35 protein-coding genes are annotated in these 19,693 nt (G+C 50.6%); 1 reads left to right on the top strand and 34 read right to left on the bottom strand.

Features of this window, described 5'->3' with window-relative positions:
- Positions 1 to 100: 100 nt before the first annotated feature.
- The 32 genes from EJE48_RS12705 to EJE48_RS11165 form a co-directional block, all read right to left on the bottom strand.
- Positions 101 to 232 carry a hypothetical protein gene (locus EJE48_RS12705; RefSeq protein ID WP_279221716.1) on the bottom strand — a complete coding sequence of 44 codons (132 nt, stop codon included), beginning with the start codon at positions 230 to 232 and terminating at the stop codon, positions 101 to 103.
- A 127-nt stretch (positions 233 to 359) separates the two neighbouring features.
- On the bottom strand, positions 360 to 545 hold the full coding sequence (locus tag EJE48_RS11310) for a hypothetical protein (protein WP_118580661.1): 186 nt from the start codon (positions 543 to 545) through the stop codon (positions 360 to 362).
- On the bottom strand, positions 535 to 2,559 hold the full coding sequence (locus EJE48_RS11305; protein ID WP_118580664.1) for a portal protein: 2,025 nt from the start codon (positions 2,557 to 2,559) through the stop codon (positions 535 to 537). The genes EJE48_RS11310 and EJE48_RS11305 overlap by 11 nt, the downstream gene beginning before the upstream one ends.
- Before the next feature lie 28 nt (positions 2,560 to 2,587).
- A complete protein-coding gene (locus EJE48_RS11300) occupies positions 2,588 to 3,133 on the bottom strand; it encodes a tyrosine-type recombinase/integrase (RefSeq protein WP_243108026.1) in 546 nt (181 codons plus the stop codon).
- Positions 3,134 to 3,146: 13 nt separating this feature from the next.
- Positions 3,147 to 3,269: a hypothetical protein gene (locus tag EJE48_RS12700; RefSeq protein WP_279221715.1), complete on the bottom strand. Its 123-nt coding sequence runs from the start codon at positions 3,267 to 3,269 to the stop codon at positions 3,147 to 3,149.
- Between the two features lie 27 nt (positions 3,270 to 3,296).
- A complete protein-coding gene (locus EJE48_RS11295) occupies positions 3,297 to 5,006 on the bottom strand; it encodes a DNA packaging protein (RefSeq protein WP_124984574.1) in 1,710 nt (569 codons plus the stop codon).
- Positions 4,993 to 5,595: a hypothetical protein gene (locus EJE48_RS11290; RefSeq protein ID WP_147365487.1), complete on the bottom strand. Its 603-nt coding sequence runs from the start codon at positions 5,593 to 5,595 to the stop codon at positions 4,993 to 4,995. The genes EJE48_RS11295 and EJE48_RS11290 overlap by 14 nt, the downstream gene beginning before the upstream one ends.
- Before the next feature lie 796 nt (positions 5,596 to 6,391).
- A complete protein-coding gene (locus tag EJE48_RS11285; protein ID WP_016407844.1) occupies positions 6,392 to 6,643 on the bottom strand; it encodes a type II toxin-antitoxin system RelE family toxin in 252 nt (83 codons plus the stop codon).
- A complete protein-coding gene (locus EJE48_RS11280; RefSeq protein WP_016407845.1) occupies positions 6,643 to 6,858 on the bottom strand; it encodes a hypothetical protein in 216 nt (71 codons plus the stop codon). Before EJE48_RS11280 ends, EJE48_RS11285 begins: the two co-directional genes overlap by 1 nt.
- Before the next feature lie 14 nt (positions 6,859 to 6,872).
- A complete protein-coding gene (locus tag EJE48_RS11275; protein WP_118580679.1) occupies positions 6,873 to 7,076 on the bottom strand; it encodes a helix-turn-helix domain-containing protein in 204 nt (67 codons plus the stop codon).
- Positions 7,077 to 7,245: 169 nt separating this feature from the next.
- A complete protein-coding gene (locus EJE48_RS11270; protein WP_118580682.1) occupies positions 7,246 to 7,920 on the bottom strand; it encodes a hypothetical protein in 675 nt (224 codons plus the stop codon).
- Positions 7,921 to 8,022: 102 nt separating this feature from the next.
- Positions 8,023 to 8,490, bottom strand: coding sequence for a hypothetical protein (locus EJE48_RS11265; protein ID WP_118580685.1), 468 nt, complete (start codon positions 8,488 to 8,490; stop codon positions 8,023 to 8,025).
- Positions 8,487 to 8,840 carry a hypothetical protein gene (locus tag EJE48_RS11260; protein WP_118580688.1) on the bottom strand — a complete coding sequence of 118 codons (354 nt, stop codon included), beginning with the start codon at positions 8,838 to 8,840 and terminating at the stop codon, positions 8,487 to 8,489. Before EJE48_RS11260 ends, EJE48_RS11265 begins: the two co-directional genes overlap by 4 nt.
- A gap of 24 nt (positions 8,841 to 8,864) precedes the next feature.
- The gene (locus EJE48_RS11255; RefSeq protein ID WP_118580691.1) at positions 8,865 to 10,223 is read right to left on the bottom strand and encodes a replicative DNA helicase; all 1,359 of its coding nucleotides are present in this window, start codon (positions 10,221 to 10,223) and stop codon (positions 8,865 to 8,867) included.
- Positions 10,224 to 10,244: 21 nt separating this feature from the next.
- Positions 10,245 to 11,141, bottom strand: a complete 897-nt coding sequence (locus EJE48_RS11250) for a hypothetical protein (RefSeq protein ID WP_118580694.1) — start codon at positions 11,139 to 11,141, stop codon at positions 10,245 to 10,247.
- Positions 11,116 to 11,712, bottom strand: a complete 597-nt coding sequence (locus EJE48_RS11245; RefSeq protein ID WP_118580697.1) for a MazG nucleotide pyrophosphohydrolase domain-containing protein — start codon at positions 11,710 to 11,712, stop codon at positions 11,116 to 11,118. The genes EJE48_RS11250 and EJE48_RS11245 overlap by 26 nt, the downstream gene beginning before the upstream one ends.
- A complete protein-coding gene (locus EJE48_RS11240) occupies positions 11,615 to 11,875 on the bottom strand; it encodes a hypothetical protein (protein ID WP_124984572.1) in 261 nt (86 codons plus the stop codon). Before EJE48_RS11240 ends, EJE48_RS11245 begins: the two co-directional genes overlap by 98 nt.
- A 645-nt stretch (positions 11,876 to 12,520) precedes the next feature.
- Positions 12,521 to 13,147, bottom strand: a complete 627-nt coding sequence (locus EJE48_RS11235) for a hypothetical protein (protein WP_118580703.1) — start codon at positions 13,145 to 13,147, stop codon at positions 12,521 to 12,523.
- 29 nt (positions 13,148 to 13,176) lie between these two features.
- Positions 13,177 to 13,524 (bottom strand): hypothetical protein, encoded by a 348-nt coding sequence (locus EJE48_RS11230; RefSeq protein WP_118580706.1) that lies wholly within the window; start codon positions 13,522 to 13,524, stop codon positions 13,177 to 13,179.
- Between the two features lie 2 nt (positions 13,525 to 13,526).
- Entirely contained in the window at positions 13,527 to 13,865 is a 339-nt protein-coding gene (locus EJE48_RS11225) for a hypothetical protein (RefSeq protein WP_118580709.1), read from the bottom strand.
- Positions 13,866 to 13,867: 2 nt separating this feature from the next.
- Positions 13,868 to 14,317, bottom strand: coding sequence for a hypothetical protein (locus EJE48_RS11220; RefSeq protein WP_118580712.1), 450 nt, complete (start codon positions 14,315 to 14,317; stop codon positions 13,868 to 13,870).
- Positions 14,310 to 15,161 carry a hypothetical protein gene (locus EJE48_RS11215; RefSeq protein ID WP_118580714.1) on the bottom strand — a complete coding sequence of 284 codons (852 nt, stop codon included), beginning with the start codon at positions 15,159 to 15,161 and terminating at the stop codon, positions 14,310 to 14,312. Before EJE48_RS11215 ends, EJE48_RS11220 begins: the two co-directional genes overlap by 8 nt.
- Positions 15,139 to 15,633 (bottom strand): helix-turn-helix domain-containing protein, encoded by a 495-nt coding sequence (locus tag EJE48_RS11210; RefSeq protein WP_124984571.1) that lies wholly within the window; start codon positions 15,631 to 15,633, stop codon positions 15,139 to 15,141. The genes EJE48_RS11215 and EJE48_RS11210 overlap by 23 nt, the downstream gene beginning before the upstream one ends.
- Before the next feature lie 31 nt (positions 15,634 to 15,664).
- Positions 15,665 to 15,865, bottom strand: coding sequence for a hypothetical protein (locus tag EJE48_RS11205; RefSeq protein WP_118580720.1), 201 nt, complete (start codon positions 15,863 to 15,865; stop codon positions 15,665 to 15,667).
- A gap of 18 nt (positions 15,866 to 15,883) precedes the next feature.
- Positions 15,884 to 16,342: a single-stranded DNA-binding protein gene (locus EJE48_RS11200; RefSeq protein ID WP_118580723.1), complete on the bottom strand. Its 459-nt coding sequence runs from the start codon at positions 16,340 to 16,342 to the stop codon at positions 15,884 to 15,886.
- 24 nt (positions 16,343 to 16,366) lie between these two features.
- A complete protein-coding gene (locus EJE48_RS11195; RefSeq protein ID WP_118580726.1) occupies positions 16,367 to 17,095 on the bottom strand; it encodes a hypothetical protein in 729 nt (242 codons plus the stop codon).
- 3 nt (positions 17,096 to 17,098) lie between these two features.
- The gene (locus tag EJE48_RS11190; protein WP_118580729.1) at positions 17,099 to 17,488 is read right to left on the bottom strand and encodes a replication terminator protein; all 390 of its coding nucleotides are present in this window, start codon (positions 17,486 to 17,488) and stop codon (positions 17,099 to 17,101) included.
- A gap of 2 nt (positions 17,489 to 17,490) precedes the next feature.
- Positions 17,491 to 17,694 (bottom strand): hypothetical protein, encoded by a 204-nt coding sequence (locus EJE48_RS11185; RefSeq protein WP_118580732.1) that lies wholly within the window; start codon positions 17,692 to 17,694, stop codon positions 17,491 to 17,493.
- 2 nt (positions 17,695 to 17,696) lie between these two features.
- Positions 17,697 to 18,011 carry a hypothetical protein gene (locus EJE48_RS11180; RefSeq protein ID WP_124984570.1) on the bottom strand — a complete coding sequence of 105 codons (315 nt, stop codon included), beginning with the start codon at positions 18,009 to 18,011 and terminating at the stop codon, positions 17,697 to 17,699.
- 5 nt (positions 18,012 to 18,016) lie between these two features.
- Positions 18,017 to 18,238 (bottom strand): hypothetical protein, encoded by a 222-nt coding sequence (locus tag EJE48_RS11175; RefSeq protein WP_118580738.1) that lies wholly within the window; start codon positions 18,236 to 18,238, stop codon positions 18,017 to 18,019.
- Positions 18,239 to 18,384: 146 nt separating this feature from the next.
- Positions 18,385 to 18,573, bottom strand: a complete 189-nt coding sequence (locus EJE48_RS11170; protein ID WP_118580741.1) for a hypothetical protein — start codon at positions 18,571 to 18,573, stop codon at positions 18,385 to 18,387.
- A 15-nt stretch (positions 18,574 to 18,588) separates the two neighbouring features.
- Positions 18,589 to 18,804 carry a hypothetical protein gene (locus EJE48_RS11165; protein WP_118581203.1) on the bottom strand — a complete coding sequence of 72 codons (216 nt, stop codon included), beginning with the start codon at positions 18,802 to 18,804 and terminating at the stop codon, positions 18,589 to 18,591.
- 72 nt (positions 18,805 to 18,876) lie between these two features.
- Here EJE48_RS11165 and EJE48_RS11160 point away from each other — a divergent pair, with 72 nt between their 5' ends.
- The gene (locus EJE48_RS11160; protein ID WP_124984569.1) at positions 18,877 to 19,248 is read left to right on the top strand and encodes a hypothetical protein; all 372 of its coding nucleotides are present in this window, start codon (positions 18,877 to 18,879) and stop codon (positions 19,246 to 19,248) included.
- Here EJE48_RS11160 and EJE48_RS11155 read toward each other — a convergent pair.
- Together EJE48_RS11155 and EJE48_RS12695 are read right to left on the bottom strand one after the other, a co-directional pair.
- On the bottom strand, positions 19,226 to 19,465 hold the full coding sequence (locus tag EJE48_RS11155) for a hypothetical protein (RefSeq protein ID WP_118580747.1): 240 nt from the start codon (positions 19,463 to 19,465) through the stop codon (positions 19,226 to 19,228). The two genes, EJE48_RS11160 and EJE48_RS11155, sit on opposite strands and share 23 nt — an antisense overlap.
- Positions 19,466 to 19,515: 50 nt before the next feature.
- Positions 19,516 to 19,650, bottom strand: coding sequence for a hypothetical protein (locus EJE48_RS12695; RefSeq protein WP_016407873.1), 135 nt, complete (start codon positions 19,648 to 19,650; stop codon positions 19,516 to 19,518).
- Between the last annotated feature and the right edge of the window lie 43 nt (positions 19,651 to 19,693).

The raw sequence follows: 19,693 nt of genomic DNA, 5'->3' as shown, positions 1-19,693 counted from the left end.
TTATTTCCGCCGAGGAGAACAGGCAGTTTCAAGCTTGCGCCGGAACTGCTCTGTTCCTTCCTCTGTCTCCCAACTTGAAATCCTGATTTCAAGTTAGCGCTTAGCGCTTATTACCTCTCAGGTCGCCGCCTGTCTGCTTCTTGGGTGCCTTTGTGCTTTCAGCCCCCTTTGTTGCCTTCACTTCCATCGTGCCGGCTCTACCAACTTCCAGCCCGTTTCCATGCTTTCTCATATCGTTCACCCCCTTCCGTCATTCCTCGCTTTTTCATCCACTCGCTCCATTTCTACGCATTTTGGTTTCCCTACGCTGCGCATGGCGGTAATATAAAAAGCCGGTCGCTTTCGCTGCCAGCCTTTCATCAATCGTCAATATAAACCTTTTCCTCGTGAACCTCCTTGTCATAGTTCACGCATGCAGGGTTTCTGCATTTGAATTTGAAGATATAGTAAGCCCTTGTCGGCATGTCTGCCCTGTCGTCATTTTCAAACAGCAGCTTCCCCCTGTCGCTGATCATCAGCTCTACGCCACATTCTTTACATTCCACCTGTCAAACCTCCCATCATTTCCATCGTGCTACCTCCGGCATCCTCCACCGCCATGTCCGGCACGCCCATAGGCTCTGCCCCCTGCGGCATCTGTGCCTGTGTCTCCGGCGGAAGCATCTGCTGCATCTGCATCTGCGCCAGCTGCTCCTGTCTCTTTTTCTCCAGTCTCTCCCGAATCTCTGCCGCGCCGGGGTAGTGCTGCCCTGCCATCATTTCCCAGAATAGAATCAGCGTCTCAGGGTCTGCCGGGTCGCCGAATGCCCCCGTCTGCAAATTCATGCGGATCTCCTGCCACATAGATTCTCTGTTCCCTGCAAGGCTTGAGGTGTTGTCCACGCTGAATAGGAAATCGTCCAGCCAGTACCATTCCCCGGCCGCATCCTGCGCCAGATAGTCGTATTTGTTGAATTCGCTGTAGGTTGTGCTGCCGTCAATGTTGTTGTGCCGCACGCTCCTCGGCTCGTCGCTGTAAGCCAAAAGAAAACGAAACATCACAGCATATAAATCCGCATACATTGCGTTTTTCATAATGCGCTTGCTTTCCAGTCTCCCTGCACTCTGCGCCACCGCAATCTGCTTTGCCGTGCCGCTGGTTGCCGTGCGGTCGGGTCTGCCCTGAAAGCTGTCTGTGATTCCCAATGTGCGCCGCGCCTGCTCGTAGTTCGCTTCTGCAATGGCTTGGTCTTGGCTCGTGTCCACCTGTAAATTATGTATCCCGAAAAGGTTCGCCTCGTCCGCCCCCTGAAAAATAACCTCTCTCAGCTGTTCGTCCGTCTTGGAAACCTCCGTCTTTTCGCTTCTGGTGAAAATACTGCCGCCCTTGTCCAGCTTCTCCTGAATCCGGCTGTCGCATTTCTTAATCATGTTCTGCTGGTCCATGATTTTGTCAATGTCGCTGTCGCCCAGTGCCTTCCCCCAGCTGCTCACGTTCTTGCGTATCACAATAGGGTAAATGTCCGGCTTATATCTCGGAATCCTTGTCGGCACCTCAACCGTCATCGGCTCAGCCTCGTAAGCGTTCCCGAATTCGTCCATCATCAAGCCGTTCTCGCTCACGCCTCGGAAGTTTTCTCCGAAAACCAGCTTCGCTGCTTCTTGAAGTTCCGGAGGAAAAGTCTCTGCCTCAGTCATCATGGGAATCACGCCGTTCCTTGTCTCAATGTCCTCGAAAAGCTCCATCTCGTCGCTGTCGTATTCCTCCGCCTGCGTGCTGCCGCAGTGCTGACAGCTGTCCAAGCCTGTCATGTCCGCCCCGCATTTCGTGCAGCGTTTCATCTTCCTTGCTTGGTAGTCCTCCAAGTCCTCCAGCTCCATGTCATTCACCCATGTGTATCGCCCGATGCCGCCCTTTTCGTTTCTAAAATACCCGAAATTGACGGTCACAACGTCCTCAGCCGTGCTTCTGCCGCCTCTGCTCTGGGGGTCGCTCTCCGTCTCGTCATCCACGTTTACGCCGTATTTTTCCTTTACATGCTTCTTTGACATTCCCATCTGCACAATGATAAAGTCCATGTCGTTGATTTCGTTTACCCCGTCCTGAAAAATCACTTGCCTCGGGTGCAGCAGGCTCACGCAAAGCTCCCCTCTCGTCTCGTGGGTGTGTCTGTTGCTGTCCCATTCCACAAGGAAAATGTCTCCCCCCTGTATGGGTGTGATTCTCTCGTCCATGTCGTTCAGCATTTCAAATGGCAGGCGGTCTGTTTCGTTCCGCAGGAAGTCCTCCAGCGTTTTCGCCAGCTCCTCATGCTCCTGCCTTCTTGCCGTCACCTTCGGCATGGGAAAGCTGCTGTCAACCTGTGCCTCCATCAGCTCCGCCACAATGTTTCGCACGCCGCTTGCCTGTGCTGTGCCTTGGCTTTTCGCGTTTGGCACCTTGTCAATCTCTCGCGTCCCGTTGTAAAGGGCGGTTCTCTTGTCCATCTGCGCAAATTCCTCTCGCATCGCTGCGCTGTTTCTGCGTAGTCTCTCCTGCCACAGCGGCAGTTTTCCCTGCGCTTTCTTCTTCCCGTCCAAGCTGTCCCCTCCTTTCCAAATTCAAAAATTAAAAATGTAATCCGTTGATTGCCTTTTCCTTCTTCTGCTGGTCAATCCCGATGTATCTTCTCGTAATGCTCGGGTCGCTGTGTCCCAGCACCTCCTGCACCATCACAATGTCTCCGCCTGTGTCCATGTATAGCCAGTAGGCGAATGTCTTTCTAAGCGTGTGGCAGCTCAGGCTTTCCTTGTAGCCCACCGCATCCGCCGCCTCGTTCAGAATCTGCCATACCCGTATTCTGGAAATCGGCGTATTCTGCTTGCTCCTGCTGTTGCGGAACGCAAATTCATAGTCCTTCTTTCCCTTGAAAAAATCCCTGTATATTTTTTGCAAGTGTGGGTTGATGGGTAATAGGATTGTCTCCCCTGTTTTCTGCTCCGCAATGGCAATGCGGTCTTTTCCTCTCAGATCTCGTACCCTGTATTGCAAAATGTCGCTGATTCTGCGCCCAAGGTAGACCCCCGTCATAAAAAGCACATAGTCTCTCTCGTTCCGCTCCCTGAGATAGTCCCCAATCACGCCCACCATCTTCCTGTCCTCAATGGGCATCACATATTTCAATCCATCACCCCCTTTTCACCTCAACCGCTACCATGGCAGGTTTTCCTTGCTTCGCTTCGGAAACCGCTATATTTCGGCGTTCATTCGTCACCTCACCCAACCTATCGGTCAGACGTTCGTTCCTCATAAACAAACGCCTCAACCGCTACCATAGCTACCATGGCGTACCCCATTTCTCTTTCAGGTATTCCTTCTCCTTCGCTCCGGCGTTTCTGTAGTCCTCCCACATGTCCGCCGTCCATTTCGCTTTCTTCTCCCTCTTTTCTTCCGGCACATCCATCCGCTGCTGTCCGCTCGCTCTTGCCATCAATGCAATCCCGTAAGCCATCACAAGGTCGTCATGCTCGCCCTGCTCCGCCTCCGCTCTCCCCTTTTCGTTGCGGATGAAGCAAAGCATTTCCTGCAGGGTGTCCCTGTCATGTACCAGATGTAAGTTGCTCCGCATGAACTCCTGCATCGTTGCCACCAGCACAGGGCGCGTCAGCCCGTTCGTTTGGAAGCCAAAACTTTTCCGAAGCCTGCCCTCGTAGTTGTCGTAGATCTCCCGCACATAAAGCTTCGGGTAGTGTAAGTATTCCAACACCTTTTGTGGGTGCGTGGAAAAGTTCGTCTCCACCGCCGCCAGTGCGTCATTGTAGTACCTGCCAAGGCAGTAGACCTGCTTTGCATAGGTGTCCTCGTCGCAGCGTTGCCATTTCAGCCGCGCCATCTGCTCCCCTGTAATGTTGTCAATCACCTGCACCGTAAAGGAATCGCTCCCTTCTCCTGCCGTGTCTCCGCCCAGCGTGTAGGGTCTGCCCTGCTCCGGCTCCTTGAAAAGAAGAATCTCCCCCTTTTCGTCCTCGGTAAAACGCCGCTCCTTTAAAAGAATACGGTCAAGCCTCTCCTGTGCCTCTGTGTAGGTGAAGCGTCCCCTTCTGGGTGTCTCCTCCATCGTTCGCAGCCGTATGATAATCGCCCTGTTGTCAAATACCCCTGCCCCCGTTGCAATAAATGCCTCCTCCGGTGTCGACGGGTATTCCTGATGAAATAAGTCTATGTCGTTGTTGCAGTTGTTCCGGATGCACCACCTGCGCCACATGATCTGCTCGTTGTCCAGTCCGAAGGCAGCCTTGAGTGCTTCTTCCTCCTCCGTCAGCTGCTCCCCGTGCCATTCCCTACGGTATTCGTCCATTTCAAACCATGCCGCAAAGAAGGGAATGTAGTCATTCCTGCCGGCTACCGCGTCATCCCACATGCTTTTGAAGAAGTTGAATCCGTTCGCCGTGCTTTCGATAATAACCATGCTGTCCCTTGTCGCAGGCACCGCCTGCATCAGTCCGGCGTAGGTCTCCGCAATCTCCCCCGGCCAGAACGCCAGCTCCGAGGCATGCACATTCGTTAAGGTGTCGCTTCGCCCAACACCCTTGCCCCCGGCTGTCGCACATTTTATCTTGCTTTTCAGTCCGGGAAGCCGCTCTTTTTCGCGCGGGTTCTTCGTGGGGTTTTCAAAAATCAATTCCTTGGCGTTGCTGTTCTTTAAAAGCGGTCTCGCAGGGTTTCTCTCCTGAAATAGCTTGCTCATGTTGAAAAGGTTCGTGGTCGCATCGTCCTTGTGCGTGATGATGAAGCTGTTCACGTTGCTTCTGGTCGCCGTTTTGTAATAAATCAACGCCTCCGTCAGCGTGGAAAAGCCCATCTGCCTGCTTTTCAAAATGATAATGCGGATCGGCTTGCCCTCTGCCTGCTGTTCCTTGATGCAGTCATAAAGCCGCTTTTGCGCAGAGTTCAAACGAAACGGAACAATCTTGCTTTCCTTTGTCTTGATGCAAAGAAAGGCTTCAATGTATTTCTTCGCATCTCGTAAAACGTCATACCTCGGCATCTGCACCACCGCTTTCCGCTTCCTCCAAGATTTCCTCTATCGTCTTTCCGCTCACGCTGCCGCCGCTTGCCGCCTGTTCCGCCAGCTTCGTGCGCTTCGTGTCGTTGGCAACGCGCTTTTTCTCCAGCTCCAGCCTGTCGGGGTTCTCCTTCCATTTGTCCTTTGCTTTGTTCAAAAGATAAAATTTGATTGCCCCTACGTCCGCAGGAACGTGCTGCTGCTCCGTCACTTCCTCCAGCACTTCCTCGGTGATGACCTTCCCGTTCGCGTCCGTCAAAACCTCGCCGCCTGTCCCCAGCATCGGCTTTTTCACCTTCATGTGCTTCTTGATGTCCGCGTTGTAGCCCAGGCATCGGTTCAAAAGCGAAACCTCCACCTTCTCAACTTCCTTCTTCTGCTCCGCTTTCAAAAAATCGGCACTGTTTTTTAAGAGTGCCGAAAGTGCCGGAATTTTCTTTCGCAGATCCCGAAATGTAGAATATGCCATTCCCAGCATTTCCGCCATTTCCTTTTGCGAAAGTCCCGCAAACGCCCATTCTTCAAGGCTTTCCATGTTTTCGTATATCTTTTTTTCGTTGCTGCTCGCCACCTTTTCACCCCCTTTTTTTTCGGCACTTTGCTGTTTTCGGTGCCGATTTTTTTCTGCATAAATTTCCGTGCGTATATCGCCGCATAAATGCAAAAGAGCCAAGAAAGCCCGAAATTTCAATACTTTTCGCCGCTTTCCTCGCTCTTTTTTTATTTAACATAACACCATATTGTGTTAAATATTTCTTTTTCTCCCCCTTATTAGGAAGAAATCCATTTTTCGCCGCTTCTGCTTAACACTTCCCCAAAGAGTTAAATAATCCCCGAAAAAGCCCCTTCCGGCGCATTTTATGCAGCCCCTCCCCCTGTTTATGCAGGGAAGGCAGCTGAAAAACTGCCTTCCGCTAACGGTAGGTAAGTTTTTCTCGCTTACGCTCAAAAACCGCTAACACGTTGTCCTTATTCCTCGCCTCACCCAACCTGCCGGTCAGTCGTTCGCTCGTCATAAGCAAGGACAACGTCCGCTACTAAGGAGGAAACAAGAAAGGAGAACCCTCGCGAGCTCTCCTGTATACCACTATATCATATCAATCGTACCAAATCGTACAAAATCGTACAAAATCGTTCCAAATCGTCCCAAATCGTCCCAAATCGTACATTTTTTAGTTTAAAATAAAAAAAACGCTGCACTAGTAGCGGTTGAGGCGTTCGCTTATGACGAGCGAACGTATAGCGAATGCTGTGTGAGGCGAGGAATGAACGCCGAAATATAGCGGTTTCCGAAGCAAAGCGAGGAAAACTGACCACCTCGCAGCGCTTTTCTCTCACTCCTCCGCCGTTTTCGGCACCCATTCCGTTCAATATCTGTTGTAAATTTCTCCTCTGTTCCCTGCATCAATTACCAGTACAATCAATTCTCCGTTGTCTACCGTATAAACCACACGATAATCACCCACACGCAGCCGCATCAGGTCGTCATGCCCTTTCATTTTCTTGATGTCGCTGCCGTTCGGTAATTCTTCAATGGCTGTTACAAGGCGGAGCTTCTCCTGCTTTGGCAGCTTGTCAATGAATTTCTTCGCCCTCTTTTTGATGATGATTCTGTACATCAATCAAGCCCCCATTCCTTTTTGCACTCCTCTAAAGAATAGGTAACATCCTTCTCCGGATCGGGATCATTCCGATAGCTTTCGTACATCCTTTCGCAAAAAGCATCATCCGCAGCCTCGTCCGCTGTTATCCCTTGCAAATATGCCAATACATAGCCCATCTTGTAATCAGGAACTCTTTCCAGTAAGCTTGCCGCCATTTCTCTTTCGCTCATTCCATCCACTCCCTTCAATCCTTCACATATTCCAGTATATCCCCCGGCTGGCAGTCCAGAAACCCACATAAGGCACCCAGACTCTTTGTGTCAATGTTTCCGCCCTCCTGAATCTTCTTCCAGGTTGCCTGCCCGATGATTTTTTCTTTTTTCATCGTGTAGCTTGTGATACCCCTTTCTTGAAATAGCTTCAACATTTTGTCATAGCTGATACCCATTTTATGCACCTCCTTCTTTCGTATTCTTATCATAACAAAAGCATATCACTATTTCAAGTGACAATATGCACAAACTGCTATCACTAACTTTAGTGATAATGTCAATAGACTGTCTCACCAAAAAAGCAAGGACACCTCAGTCCTTGCCTTTTTCATTTTCTTCTTAACTTCACTTTAGATTTACAAGACTTTGCAACCAAGGAAGCAGTGCTACATCATATATAATATGAATCACAATACTAATTACTCCCCTTAAAATATAATATTCCTTTCTCTTTCCTTCTGTCCAATTCGCAACCCGTTCCTGAAATCCTTCCGGATTTTCAAGCTGTTCTTTAAAAGCCTCTGCAAATTCCTCCGAAGAAATATGCTCTATCTCTTCTTCGCTGAAAGATATTTCTTCTTGAATGACAGAACAATCAAACTCTTTCCCTACTGATTCGAGATAATCTGCCACCGCATTCGGGTTATGGAGAGCCACTTCTTGCATCGTATCCAGTGCACCCTTCCAGTATTTTTGCAAAGCTGCACCCGGTTTTGCAATTTCCTCCATTTTCTTAATCAAAGCACTATATTCAGGACTTTCAAAAAAATTATTTGTCTTGAATGTCTCTATTGTCTTTTCCAATGATTGAAAATCTATATTTTCTCTCCATAAACGCATTACTTTTGATATTTCCTCTAGGTTATCCTTTAATTTCGGATCAATCAAATCTCTTTTTATTCCCAAATCGGCAAAATTCATTTTATATTTTGTTGCTAGCGCACTCAATTCTGCTAACTCCGGACAACTGAAAGAACCTAGCATCTTCTGTATCTCTTTCATGTCGCATCTTTCTTGCATATTCTTCACCTCCATAATATAACTCCGTTTATTGTTTCATTTTACCATAAAATAAAAATCCGCCTCAATAAAAAAATGTCTCACCAAAAAAGCAAGGACACCTCAGGTGTCCTTGCTTTTTTCTTTTTCCTTCTCATCCCAAGCCCTGCAAAGCTTCTCCATCCCCTCCGCCTCCTTCCGAAAGCAGGCAGTTCTGGAAAGTCTCGCCTTCCTCGCCACCCGCTCCCATGCCAGATGCTCCGCATGCTTCCCCCAGATGATCGTCCGCTCCTCCGCCGTCAGTGCCTCCGCCATCACAAGGCTTAAGTCAGAATGTAGGCGCAGCCTGTCTCGAATCGCTCTTTCGTTGGTGCGGATCCGCTCCTCTGTCTCCGCTCGCTTCAAAACCTTCTCGGCTGTGCTGTCCCCGTGTCCGCTCCGCCCGCCCACTGCGTCATATTGCACTGCGGAAAGCGAAATGTCCCGCAAACTTCTGCGCATTGCCTCGTTCCGCTCCCGCAGCCACTGCGTTGTTTCCGGCGTGTCTGCCATCTGCGCAATCAGCCGCGCCATCTCTTTCTTGCTCGTCACCTGCACCCCTCCCTCAGCTTTTCATATCTTCGCTTTATCCCTCTCTCCATCTGCTGCAGCTCCCCCCAATGCCTGCGGATTGCCTTCTCTGCGCCGCCCTTCTCCTCTCTCTCCTTCAGCTCCGCATATTGCAGCACCCGGCTGTAAAAGTCCGCCTTCTCCCCTTTTTCGATTAGCGCAAGCGTTCGCAGGAAAAGCGTCTGCTTGTCCGCCTCCGCCTCCGCGCGTGCCGCATCTAGGGCATCCGCCTCCGCCAAAAGCCGCTCTGTGCTGTTTTCCGCCACAAAGGCGCGAAGCCCTCGCAGCCAGAGAATCTCTGCCGCCGGGCTTTCCTGCTTCTCGTTTTTCATGTTATCACCTCGTCCGCCTTGAAATCAAAGATGTTCCTGTACCCATTCCTTTGGCGGTGCTTCCTTCGTCTCATGGAACCCTGCCGCGCTGCGGAAGGTCGTGCTTCTCGGCATCCATGTCAGCGCAATCGTTCCTGTCGGACCGTTCCTCTGCTTCGCAATGTTCAGCTCCGCCGTGTTCTTCTTCTCCGTGTCCGGGTAGTAATATTCGTCACGGTAAAGAAAAAGAATCACGTCCGCATCTTGCTCAATGTCGCCGCTGTCACGCAAATCCGAAAGAATCGGTCTGTGGTCGGCGCGCCCTTCCGGTCCTCGGCTTAGCTGGGAAAGTGCCAAAACCGGGCAGTCCCAGTCCTTCGCCATTTGCTTTAAGCCGCGGCTGATGTTCCCAACCTCACGCACCCTGTCCTGCCCCTTGCTCACAATCAGCTGTAAATAGTCCACCACGATGAACCGCGGGCGGATTCCCTGTCCCTGTAAGCCGTGCAGAAACGCGCTCATTTTTTCCACCGTCTGCCCCGTCTCGTCTCGGATGATCAGCCGCCCTGCGCCGCTTTCGTAGTCCGCGCGGTTTTCCGCCACCCCTCGCAGCGTCTCCTGCCATGCCGCATCATTCGCCCCCACCGCAAAACGGTCGTTGTCAATCAGAAATTCCGATGTGTAGCCGCGGTTTCCGAGGCTCTTGTCCGGCATTTCCAGTGAGAAGAAAACCACCCTGTCCGCTTGCTCCGTCATGCTTTTCTGCGCGTGCTTCGCAATGTCTAAGGCAAGCGCACTCTTGCCCATGCTCGGTCTTGCCGCCAGAATGCAGAAATCCCCGTTCCGCAGTCCCCCAAGCATCAGGTCAAGGTCAGTGAAGCCCGTCGGCAAGCCGACGATTTTCTTGCCGCTTTCCCGTAACGCCGCAATCTCGCGAATGTGCTTTTCCGTGGCATCCGCCAGCGTCACAATCTCCGCGCTGCCCCAGCCGTCCCCGCGCATGGCTGCCATGCTCCGGTCAATGCCGCCAATGTCCTGCCTGTATGCCGCCTGCGCCATCTCCTGCGCCGTCCGCACCACCCGCCGCAGGTAAGCAAGCCGCTTGAGGTCGTCTATGTAGCTGCGTAGGTAAACGCTCGTGGATATTTCGTGCGTAATCCCCGCAATCCGGTCAATCCCGATCCTCTCAGCCTCGCCCCTGCGCGCCAGCTCGTTCATCACCGTCACCGCGTCGATCTCCTCTACCCCCTGCATCGCCTCGAAAATCACCCGATACATCGGCGTGTAGAAGTCCTCCGCCAGCAGCATCGTTTTCCCCAGTGCTGCCGCGCTCCTGTCCAGAAACATGCACCCCAAAGCCGCGCGCTCCGTCTCCTCGCTGTGTAAATCCTTGAACGCGTCCATCCTGCTTCACGCTCCTTCCCCTTAGCCGCCGACCAGCCCTCTGCGGCTTGCAAGGGCATCGTTGCCGGGCGTTGTAGGCGGCGGTGTTGGCCGCTCCGGCGCAAGCGGTCGGTATTCGTTCTCCCAACCCTCCGCATTCAGCCACGTTGAGGGATAGGGGATGTATTTTCCCCCTCTCTCCGCCCACTCCATGCTGTGCTTCGCCTTGGCAAGCCCCGCCATGATTTTCTCGTAAAGCCCTGCCGTCACGCGCAGGCTGTCCCAACGCTTCACGGCAACAGCCTTGTTTTTCTTGTTCGGGTATGCCTCCCAGAAGGCAGCAAACGCTTCGGAATCGCTCTTGAGGATTTTTTCTTTTTCTTTTTTCTTTTCTCCTTCTCCTTCTCCTTCTCCTTCTCCGCCTTGATTGTTCCCGTTTGTTCCCGTTTGTTCCCGATTGTTCCCTTCGTTCGCTGTTTTTGCTGAAATCTCGGCATTTTCGGCTTTATCATTTTCTTCGGAAACTTTATCATTTTCGCCTTCCTTCGTAAAAATGCCGCTTTTTTCTAACTGCGTGTTTATTTTGAATTTTATCATTTCGGAGCGGATCTCCTTCAAATCGGCTTTCATGGCGCGCAGTGTTGCTGTCTGGCGGTTCCAATTCGTCTTGCCCCAGTGCAGAAGGAAAACTTCTCTCGTTGTCGCATCGTAAAGAATCATGCCACGCTGGATCATGATGTCCAGCAGCTTCTCCAGCGTGTCCTTGTTGTATCCTGTCTCGTCCACAGCCTTTCGCATCCGGAAGGCATAGCACCCCAGAGTGTTCACGTTCGCATTGGTCTGTAAGTACATCCAGAAGTATTTCTCCTCCGGTGTCAGTTCCCTTGCCTCGTCCGTCTCCCAAAAGCTTCTTTCAATCTTGCTGTAGGTCATTCCCATTCTCCGTCTCTCCTTTCAGCCGCATTGCCCATCTGTCCAGCTTCTGCTCCATTTTGCACCCAATTCCCGCAAGCTGCCACTGCCGCAGGATGCCGCTCATCGCCGCAAGCAGACCTCCGACGAACACGCTCAAAAACTCCTCCGCCTGCTCCTGTCTCCAGTCTGTCGGGTTCTCCTTGTTTCCAATCCTCCGCCTCTTGAATGCAACGTACCGCACAATGCCGCTAAGCGCAATCAACTCCCGCAGTCTCTTCTTCAGTTCCCCTGCACTCCGTGCCGGCTTCGCATGGCTGTCGCTGTAGTCAAGCACTTTGTAAATCGTCTCCCCGTCAAAGGTGCAAAGCATCACCGCCAAAACGTCTGCAATTTCCTCCTCCACTTCCTCACTTGCATATCTGCCGCAGGCGAATTTCCGCCCCCTCCTCCTGCTCTCCGTTATGCTCTCCAGCAGCAGCTGCGCCGCATCCGCAAGCTCAGCTGTCTCCTCGGCAAGCATCGCCATTCTCTCGCCCATGCTGACCCTCTCGCAAATCAGCTTGATGTTTTCCTGCATTTTCTTGTAGTCCGCCATCCTTCTCCGCCTTTCTCTTTTGGTAGTCCTCTTTTTTCTTCTCCAGCACACGCTCCCTGTGCCTCCGATAATATCTCGCCTGCCGCGTCAATGTCTCATCGTTGATGCAGTCCGGATGCACGCAATGCAGGCAATCCATGTTGCAGATTTCTTCTTTCCTCATTGCTCCGCCCTCTCTCCTGCTCCTTTGTATGTATCCTCTGCCCTTGCGAAGCAATGATAGGGCAAGTTTTCCTCGCTTCGCTTCGGAAACCGCTATATTTCGCCGTCCATTCGTCACCTCACCCAACCTGTCGGTCAGACGTTCGTTCCTCATAACCGAACGGCTCAACCGCTACTAAAGCCATGCTATGCCCTGCGATGCCTTCGCCCTGCTATGCAGTGCCCTTCCTTGCTATGCCTTTGCCTTGCGCCGCATTGCTCCTCCAAGCCATGCCTTTGCTGTGCTTTGCTCCTCAAGGCTATGCCTTTGCTATGCTAATCTTTGCTATGCCTTACCCTGCCACGCCATGCCATCGCCATGCGTTGCTTTGCTATGCCTTTGCTTTGCGACGCAGATCTTTGCGCTTCGGTGCCTGGCCTTGCCCTCGCTGTGCTTTTCTGTCCTTTGCCTTGCCTAGCCTTTGCTATGCTTGTCCGTGCGCAGCTATGCAATGCCCTTGCTATGCCTTTCTTTGCAATGCAACGCCATTGCTGTGCTTTTCTGAGCCATGCAATACAATGCCATTGCTGTGCTTTCGCCATGCTTTTCTTAGCTCCGCTGTGCCTTCGCTATGCCAAGCAGTGCCTCTCCTTGCTTAGCCCTTGCTCAGTCTAAGATGTCCGAAAACTCCGCCGCCCGTTCCTCCAGAATCTCACAAAGGAATCTTCCCTTGCCGCTGTTGCGCCATTGTCCCAGCCCCCGCAGCTTTCCGTAGCTCAGCCACTCCTTCACCGCCGGCACCAAATCGTCAGACATCACCAGTATGGAAAACTCCAGCACAGCTCCTGCCGCAATCTCCTCGCTGTTTGCAAGGCCCTCTCTCTCCCCCTGCGGCGTGTTGGCACGCAAGGGTCTCTGGCAGCTTGTAAGCTCCTCCGCCGTCTGCACCAAAATCTGCCGCTCCTGCACAAAAATAAGCCCGTCAATTTCCTTCTTGTAAGCCTTGATTTTGCTGCTCTTTGTGCCCTTCACCTTCCGCAGCACACCGCAGGCATCCTTGAAAAACCCTTTGATTTGGTAGTCCCACAGGATAGGCCGCCCGTCCTCGTTTCTCGAGAACACCGTTGTCCCCTTCTCAATCACCTCATCCACACCCACCGCCGCAATTTCTTCCTCACGGCTCGGCGCATCGGGCGCATGGCTCGCAATAAATTCGCTGTGCAACGCTTTATTGTTGCTCGCCGTGCCTAAAAGTGCCTCAATCGTTGTCAGTTTGCATTGCAAAATTCTCATTTTCCTTCTCCTTCTCTTTCCTTCTTGGCTTATTCTTCCTCCAATGGCGTATTCCAGCATTCTTTACAGTAATCCTCAACATTCGGATGTGGACATTCACGCAAATAGCCCACTTTGGCCGCACACACTTCGGGAATGCCATCACTTAATTTTTTCGCATGAGGGAATTTTTCAAAAAAATCATCTTTCCTTGTTTCCCTTGGGTGTTCCTTCACCCATTTTTCTATAATGTTAACCGTCTGCTCGGGAAATAGGTCCTGAAATTGCAAGCACTGAAATATACCACGCTCCTTGTAAAGAGGGCATCCGTGGCAGGAAGTGTCTCCGGAAAAATGACACATCCGTTTTCTTTCTTTCAAAAACTTCACCGCATCCATGCTTATTCCTCCTCAATCGGCGTGTTCCAGCAGATAACACAATCATCGTCGCAATCATCTATATCCATTAGCCCCAAATCAGTTGTGCAAATGTAGACAGGTATACCGTCATCATTTAACGGCGTGTTTGGGTAATTCTTCAAAAGCCGCGTCAATCTTGTTTCCTTCGGATGTTTCGCAGACCACTCTTTTACAATGTCAACCGCCTTTTCCGGATGTTTTTCACAAAACTGAAAGCACCGCAGTTCATGCGACTTTATGTGAATCATACATCCGGTACAGCCTTCCCCAAGGCTTTTGCACATCCTCTCTTTCTCCTTGAAAAACTTTACCGCATCCATGCTCATTCCTCCTCCAACAGCTTTTCATATTCCTCTTCGGAATAATTCACAACCGTGCGGATAATCCGTAAAATTGACCGCAGACACTCCTCGTTTCCGCTTTTGCTTCCAAAATAATAGGTGTCATGAAATGGCATAAATCCTTCGTCAAAGCAGTGCTCCATAAATTCAATGCAGAGAAAGTCCTTTCTGTCCGGGAAATCGTCTTGCTCGTCCATGATATGCTCCACACGCTTGCATACAAGCCTTCTGACATGCTCGTCAGTGCTCCCTGCGTGCAGACTTTTCCGCAGATTGTCTAAATAGCGCAGCTTGTCCTCGAATTCGTACACCTTCGCCGTTCCTTCCGTAAAATTGTGAAAGCTCTTCATCACATAAAATTCTAAGTTTTCCGGCGGCTCATCCAGCCGCAAATTCCCAACCCAGGGTAACCAAACAGTGATTTCATTCATTTTTCTTCTTCCTCCTTCTCCTTTTCAACTCTCTCTCCAGCTCCTTCACACTGCAAAGAGAAAGCTGCTCCTTCCGCTCCACATATTCCTTCGGCGGTCGGTGTTCTTTCCTTCTCCCTCTGAAATCCGTCTCCTTCAGGTCAAATAAATCAAAACAAGCCACATTTCTCACTTTCCCATCCGCCAGCAGAACCCACCACATGTTGTTGATATTGTGGTATACCTTTCCCCGCAGCAGATAACCGCTCCAGTCGCGAAAATATTTCGTTTCTCCATTTCGCAATGTATTTCCGTCCCTGTCTGTACCGTTAATTTCATATTTGGCAGTCTGCCCGTCCACAGCCTTCAGAAAAAACCAATTTTCCTGCGGATGATGCCAACTGCGGATATAATCATGAACAATAAATGCGGCACCCTTGCAGGTGTTCTTCCCAAATTCTATGGAATACCCGCATTTTTCAAAATAGTTCAGAAGCTTTTCCATCGTCCAGTCATACCGCTTCTGTATCAAATATGGCATTTTTCCATATTTATCAAAATCATAAAACCCACCATGCGGATTTTCATGAAATACATCCTGATAAAATTCAATTTTAAAAATATTGGGTGCATACCGCGCTTTAAATCGCAAATCATCAAATCCACCTACTCTGTTTGTCTCGCTCAAAGAAGGGAACTTCTTTTTCATCTCTTTGTCCTCGCTCACATAAAACCCAATCGAACCAAGAAAACACATCAGGGCTTTAAAATTCTCCCAATGAGGGTTCCCCTCTCTTTGGAAACTGTACGGCAGGTCTCCTCTGCCTACACAAAATTTCGTGTCATAAATCGTTACCTTCGGCATTTCCTTCTTCCTCCTTCAGCCCAATCAGCCAGTCCACCGAACACCCCGTTTTCGCTGCAATCCGAAACAACATGTCCGCCCCCGGCACTGTTTTCTCCCTCTCGTAGTTGTATAGCGTGATGTAAGCGATCCCGGTAAAAGCGGCAAAATCCTTTTTTGTCATGCCGCTTTCCTTCCGCAGTAGTCGGATTCTTTCCCGGAATATCTCCCCGTCAAATTCTCCGGTCTGCTTGCGGCGGCTTGCCTTCTTCTCCGGCGGCGCGTCCTTCGTTCGGGGCGCGTCCTCCTCTACCTCAACCACAATGTATCCGGGACGCTTGATCTTTCCCGTCCTCCCTCTGGAAATTAAGGATCGTATGGTTTCCACCTTCACCCCTCGCAGCTCCGCCAGCTCCGCCGCACTGTCTGCCACCGCAAGCGGAAGGGAAAGCGCATCCTTCGTCACTGCCATGTAAATCTTCCTTTTGGGCAACACTCCCCCTCCCTTCCGGTTCACACCGCCTTTATTCCTCCCTCATTTCTTCAAAAACAATAAAGGCATAATAAATCCCATGATTTCCGTCTATCACCGATAATGCAGAAATCTTGCAGTTTGAAAAATCCTCCCTCCATATTCTCCCAATTTCGTCATATAAGGAATTCAAATAAACCGCACCGCATTTTACCATGTACTGCCCGTTTGGGCCGCTTGTTCTGAGCTCCATCCTTTTCCTCCTTAACCGTCAGAACGGCAAATCCTCATCTTCCACACCTTCGTTTATGGGATAGAACCCGTCCGCCGGGGCCTGTCCGTTCTCCTTGGCCGCCTTGCCTTCTCCGGTGTCCTTCCTTCCTTGTTCCGCCGCCGCAGGCTGACTGTTTTTGCTTTCCGCAAAGTGCTGCTCCTCAATGATAACCTCCGTTGTGTATCGCCGCTCGCCGTCCTTGTCCCAGCTCCGCACCTGCAAACGCCCCGTCACGGCAACCATCTGCCCTTTTCTGAAATATTTTTCCGCAAATTCGCCGCTCTTGCCGAAGGCAACGCAAGGGATGAAGTCCGCCTCCTGCTCGCCGTTCCCGTTCTTTTTCATCCTGCGGTTGACCGCTAAGGTATAACGGGCCACCGCTAAGGGCTCCGCCCCCTGCGAATATCTCACCTCAGGGCTTCTCGTCAGCCGCCCCATTAAAACAACTTTGTTCATCCTTGCGTATCCTCTCTTTCTCTTTTACAGAATCAGAACAACCGCACCGCTTTCCACTTCCTTGTCCAGCTGCTCCTTCAAGTAGTTGTAAATGTTCTTCTTTGCCGCCAGCTTCCATGCGCCGCCGTCTGCCTCAAAAATGGCACATCTGCCGCCCTCTCTCATGCGGAAAATAAATCTGCTTTCCGGCTGATCCACCTCAATGAACGTGCGGAACGGGCGCAGCGTTACAGGGTTCGGCACCTTCACATCTGCCACTGTCGCAACCCCTGTGCGCACCGCCGTTACTTGGCTCACGCCGTCGTCCGTCATTGTCCGCACAGCGTCCTCCTTTAGATTGCCGACCACCTGCAAAATGGTTGCCTTGTCCTCTGTGTCAAGAAATTTGCTCTGCAAAGCAATGTTGAAGCTCTCCGCATCGTAGAAGTCGCCGTAGTTAAATCTCGGCACCTCCGCCGTGGCAAGCACCATGCAGTCCCTCTTGCCCTCTGCTATGTTTGCAATGTCCTTCAGCGTCACGCAGCGTTCGCTTTCAATATGTATAATCGTAGGCGTTGGCTCGCCAAATTGCTCTCTTTCGTCGTCAATCCCCTTTAGGTATCTCACAACGCTTTCCAGTGTATTCATTTCCAGTGTCGGAAAATCCGGTCTTTTCATCTGATATAAGGGCTTGTCCGAATATGTTCCGCCACCGTAGCTCTCAATGCTCGGTGCTTTCAGTCCGTTGATGTATTCCAGTGCTGCTTTAATCATTCCTTATTCCACCTTTCTTTTCTGCGCCTGCAAATCAATCACGCCGCCGCTTGTCTCCTGTGTCTCCGCTTCCTCCCGGTCAATCTCCATCTGTCCCTTCATGGTCTCTCTGTTCCATTCTGCCCCCAAAACATTGCCCCTGCCGTCGCTTTCCACAATCATTCTGCTCATGATTGCCTTCTGTGGCTGCAGGTTTGTCTTGACGATAGCTGTCACGTCCACGTCCGTTCTGTCGTTTTTGTCCGGCTTAAAGGTCAGCTCAATCGTCAGCTTCCTCGCCTTTTCTGCCTCCATGTTCGGGTTGGCAATGTTTTCGTAGACCTCCTGTATTGCACAGCGGATTCTCTCCGCCACTGCCCCTCCGGCAAAGTCCTCAAGTAAAAATTTGTTCATGGTTACATCCTCCTTTTTTCTCTGTATAGCCGCGCCGCCTCCTGCGCGCAGTAGTCGTCATGGCAGCGCGCCTTCCTGCGCTGCTCCGCCTCCCGCTCCCGCTGCTCCGCCTGCTTCATCTTCCTTTCCCATACCCAGCATACCGCCGCCATCTCAAGCAAAACCGCTGCGGCGCTTAAAAGTAAAAATGCCTGATCGCTGTACATCCCTATCTCACCCCCTTAATCTCTATCCAGCTTCCTTCTCTCCTCTGCAGCATGCTGTAGGCAAAGCATTCCTTCCACTTTGCCCCTGTCCATGTAATGCGGAAAAGGTGCGCGTAAAGGTCTGTTACGGTTCCCTTCCGCCTTTTCCGTATTTTCCGCAATTTTTCTTCCCCCGTCCCAATCACTGTGTAGTGAAAGATAACCTCGCAGCCCGGAGTAAGTCCCAATTCCTCCGCGGTCGCTTTCGTTATCTGGGGTATCATCGGTTTCCTCCGGCATCTTGTCCCTGCCGTATAAGCCGAATTTTCCTTTGTCATTGAAATCAACTCTTTCTCCTTGTTGCCGTCAGCTGCTCCTCAGCTTCTTCCTTCTGCTTCAGCAGCGCATAGTATTTTTCCGGATTCGCCCGAATGGCAGCCAGAACAATCGCGTCCACTCGTTTCAGTATCCTTGCGTCTCTCTCCTTCTGATCCGGCGCACTGCAGAAGTCATCCATAATTTTGATTTTTGCATTTCCGCTGGTGTATTCCATCGCCAGTGCCATTCGCTCCACCTCCTTCTTCAATCTATGCGCCGCTCTTTGTCCGTTTTTCTGTATATATAAAGAAACAGGGCGAAATCATTGAAAATGTATGTATTAAGGGGGAATCCATCGGTCTCTGTTCGCGCCGCCCTGCTTCTTCATATCGTTTATAAATAAATTAGCAGTATCACTGTCAAAGTGATTAGTGCCATTCCCATGCACCGCCACCGTCTCAGCTTGCGCCGCAGTCGCTGAATCTGCATATCCCTTGTCTGAATCATCGCCTGCAGCGTCTTGTCTCTTTTAATCGCTTCCGTCCGCCGCAGCTCCTCCTCTGCAAATTTTGATACTTCCATCACACCACCTCCTTTTTAAACCACTGCCTTTTCTTCCTCCTCATCAAATAAATACACAAAATCACATTCAAACAGCCTGCATAAAACCAATGCCTCTCTCGCGTAAAACCGCCCGTTTCTCAGCTTTGCTTCATAATTCCCCCTGCTCATGCCAAGGAATTGTGCCATCTGCTCATTTGTGTATCCTTTTCTTGCCTGTTCTGCTTCTAAATTTTTAAATTTTGTAGCCATCCTTGCCAAAATAAGCCCACCCCTCTATAATGAAATTGTCACATTTTACGAATAGAAAGGGGGTATTTCCATTTGACCGGTTTTGTCCTTAATGTTCTAAATTCCAATTTTGCAGTAGCCATCTGCACCCTGCTGGGTACTCTCGTTGGTGCGCATCTTTCCGCCCGTTACATTCGCAGGGAAGAAAAACGCCGCACCATCGCCATCCATTACAGTGAATTTGTTTCTGCCTATACGGATTTTGTTTCTGATATCCGAAATCCCGACTATGTAAGAATTCTTATTGCCGCCATTGAAAAGCTTCGCCTTTTCTGTAACAAAGAGGATGATGTGTATTTCTCCGTATTGTTCCATTTTGTAACCGAAAAAACTCCCAATCCGGAAGGCTGTAAAATAGCCTATGAGAATATTCAGAAAGCCGTTAGAAAACTGGCAAATAAGTAATGGCTACATATCCCAGAAGGTCAATCGCAACCAGAAACAGGAATACAAGAAGCAGCACAATCACCCATTGCAGGAATCTGATAGAAATCTCCTTCACACGAGAGGGTTTCTTTAGATTCCATATTTTTTTGTATGCCCATCCTTCCATCGCGCAGCCAATCAGAACGCCGACAATGAACCCTGTTATCCTTTTTACGATTTCCAACACCGCCGCCATCGCACCACCTCCTTCACCCTGTAAAGCCGCCGCTTGGCGGCTTTGCCTTTTTAGCTTGCATTTTCCTGTTTCCGAACCAAAACCATACCCTCACTTAAACCAAGCAAATATTTTTTATTGCTTTCATCTAACATCGGAAATACTGCTACAATGTTTTTGATAATCTGCTTTTCCTGTTGGTTCATATTTTCACCTCTCTTTCCGCCATCCATAACTTATTTATAACAT

Source organism: Anaerotignum faecicola, assembly GCF_003865035.1.
Taxonomy (GTDB): Bacteria; Bacillota; Clostridia; order Lachnospirales; family Anaerotignaceae; genus Anaerotignum_A; species Anaerotignum_A faecicola.
This window is presented reverse-complemented; position numbering and strand designations above follow the sequence as displayed.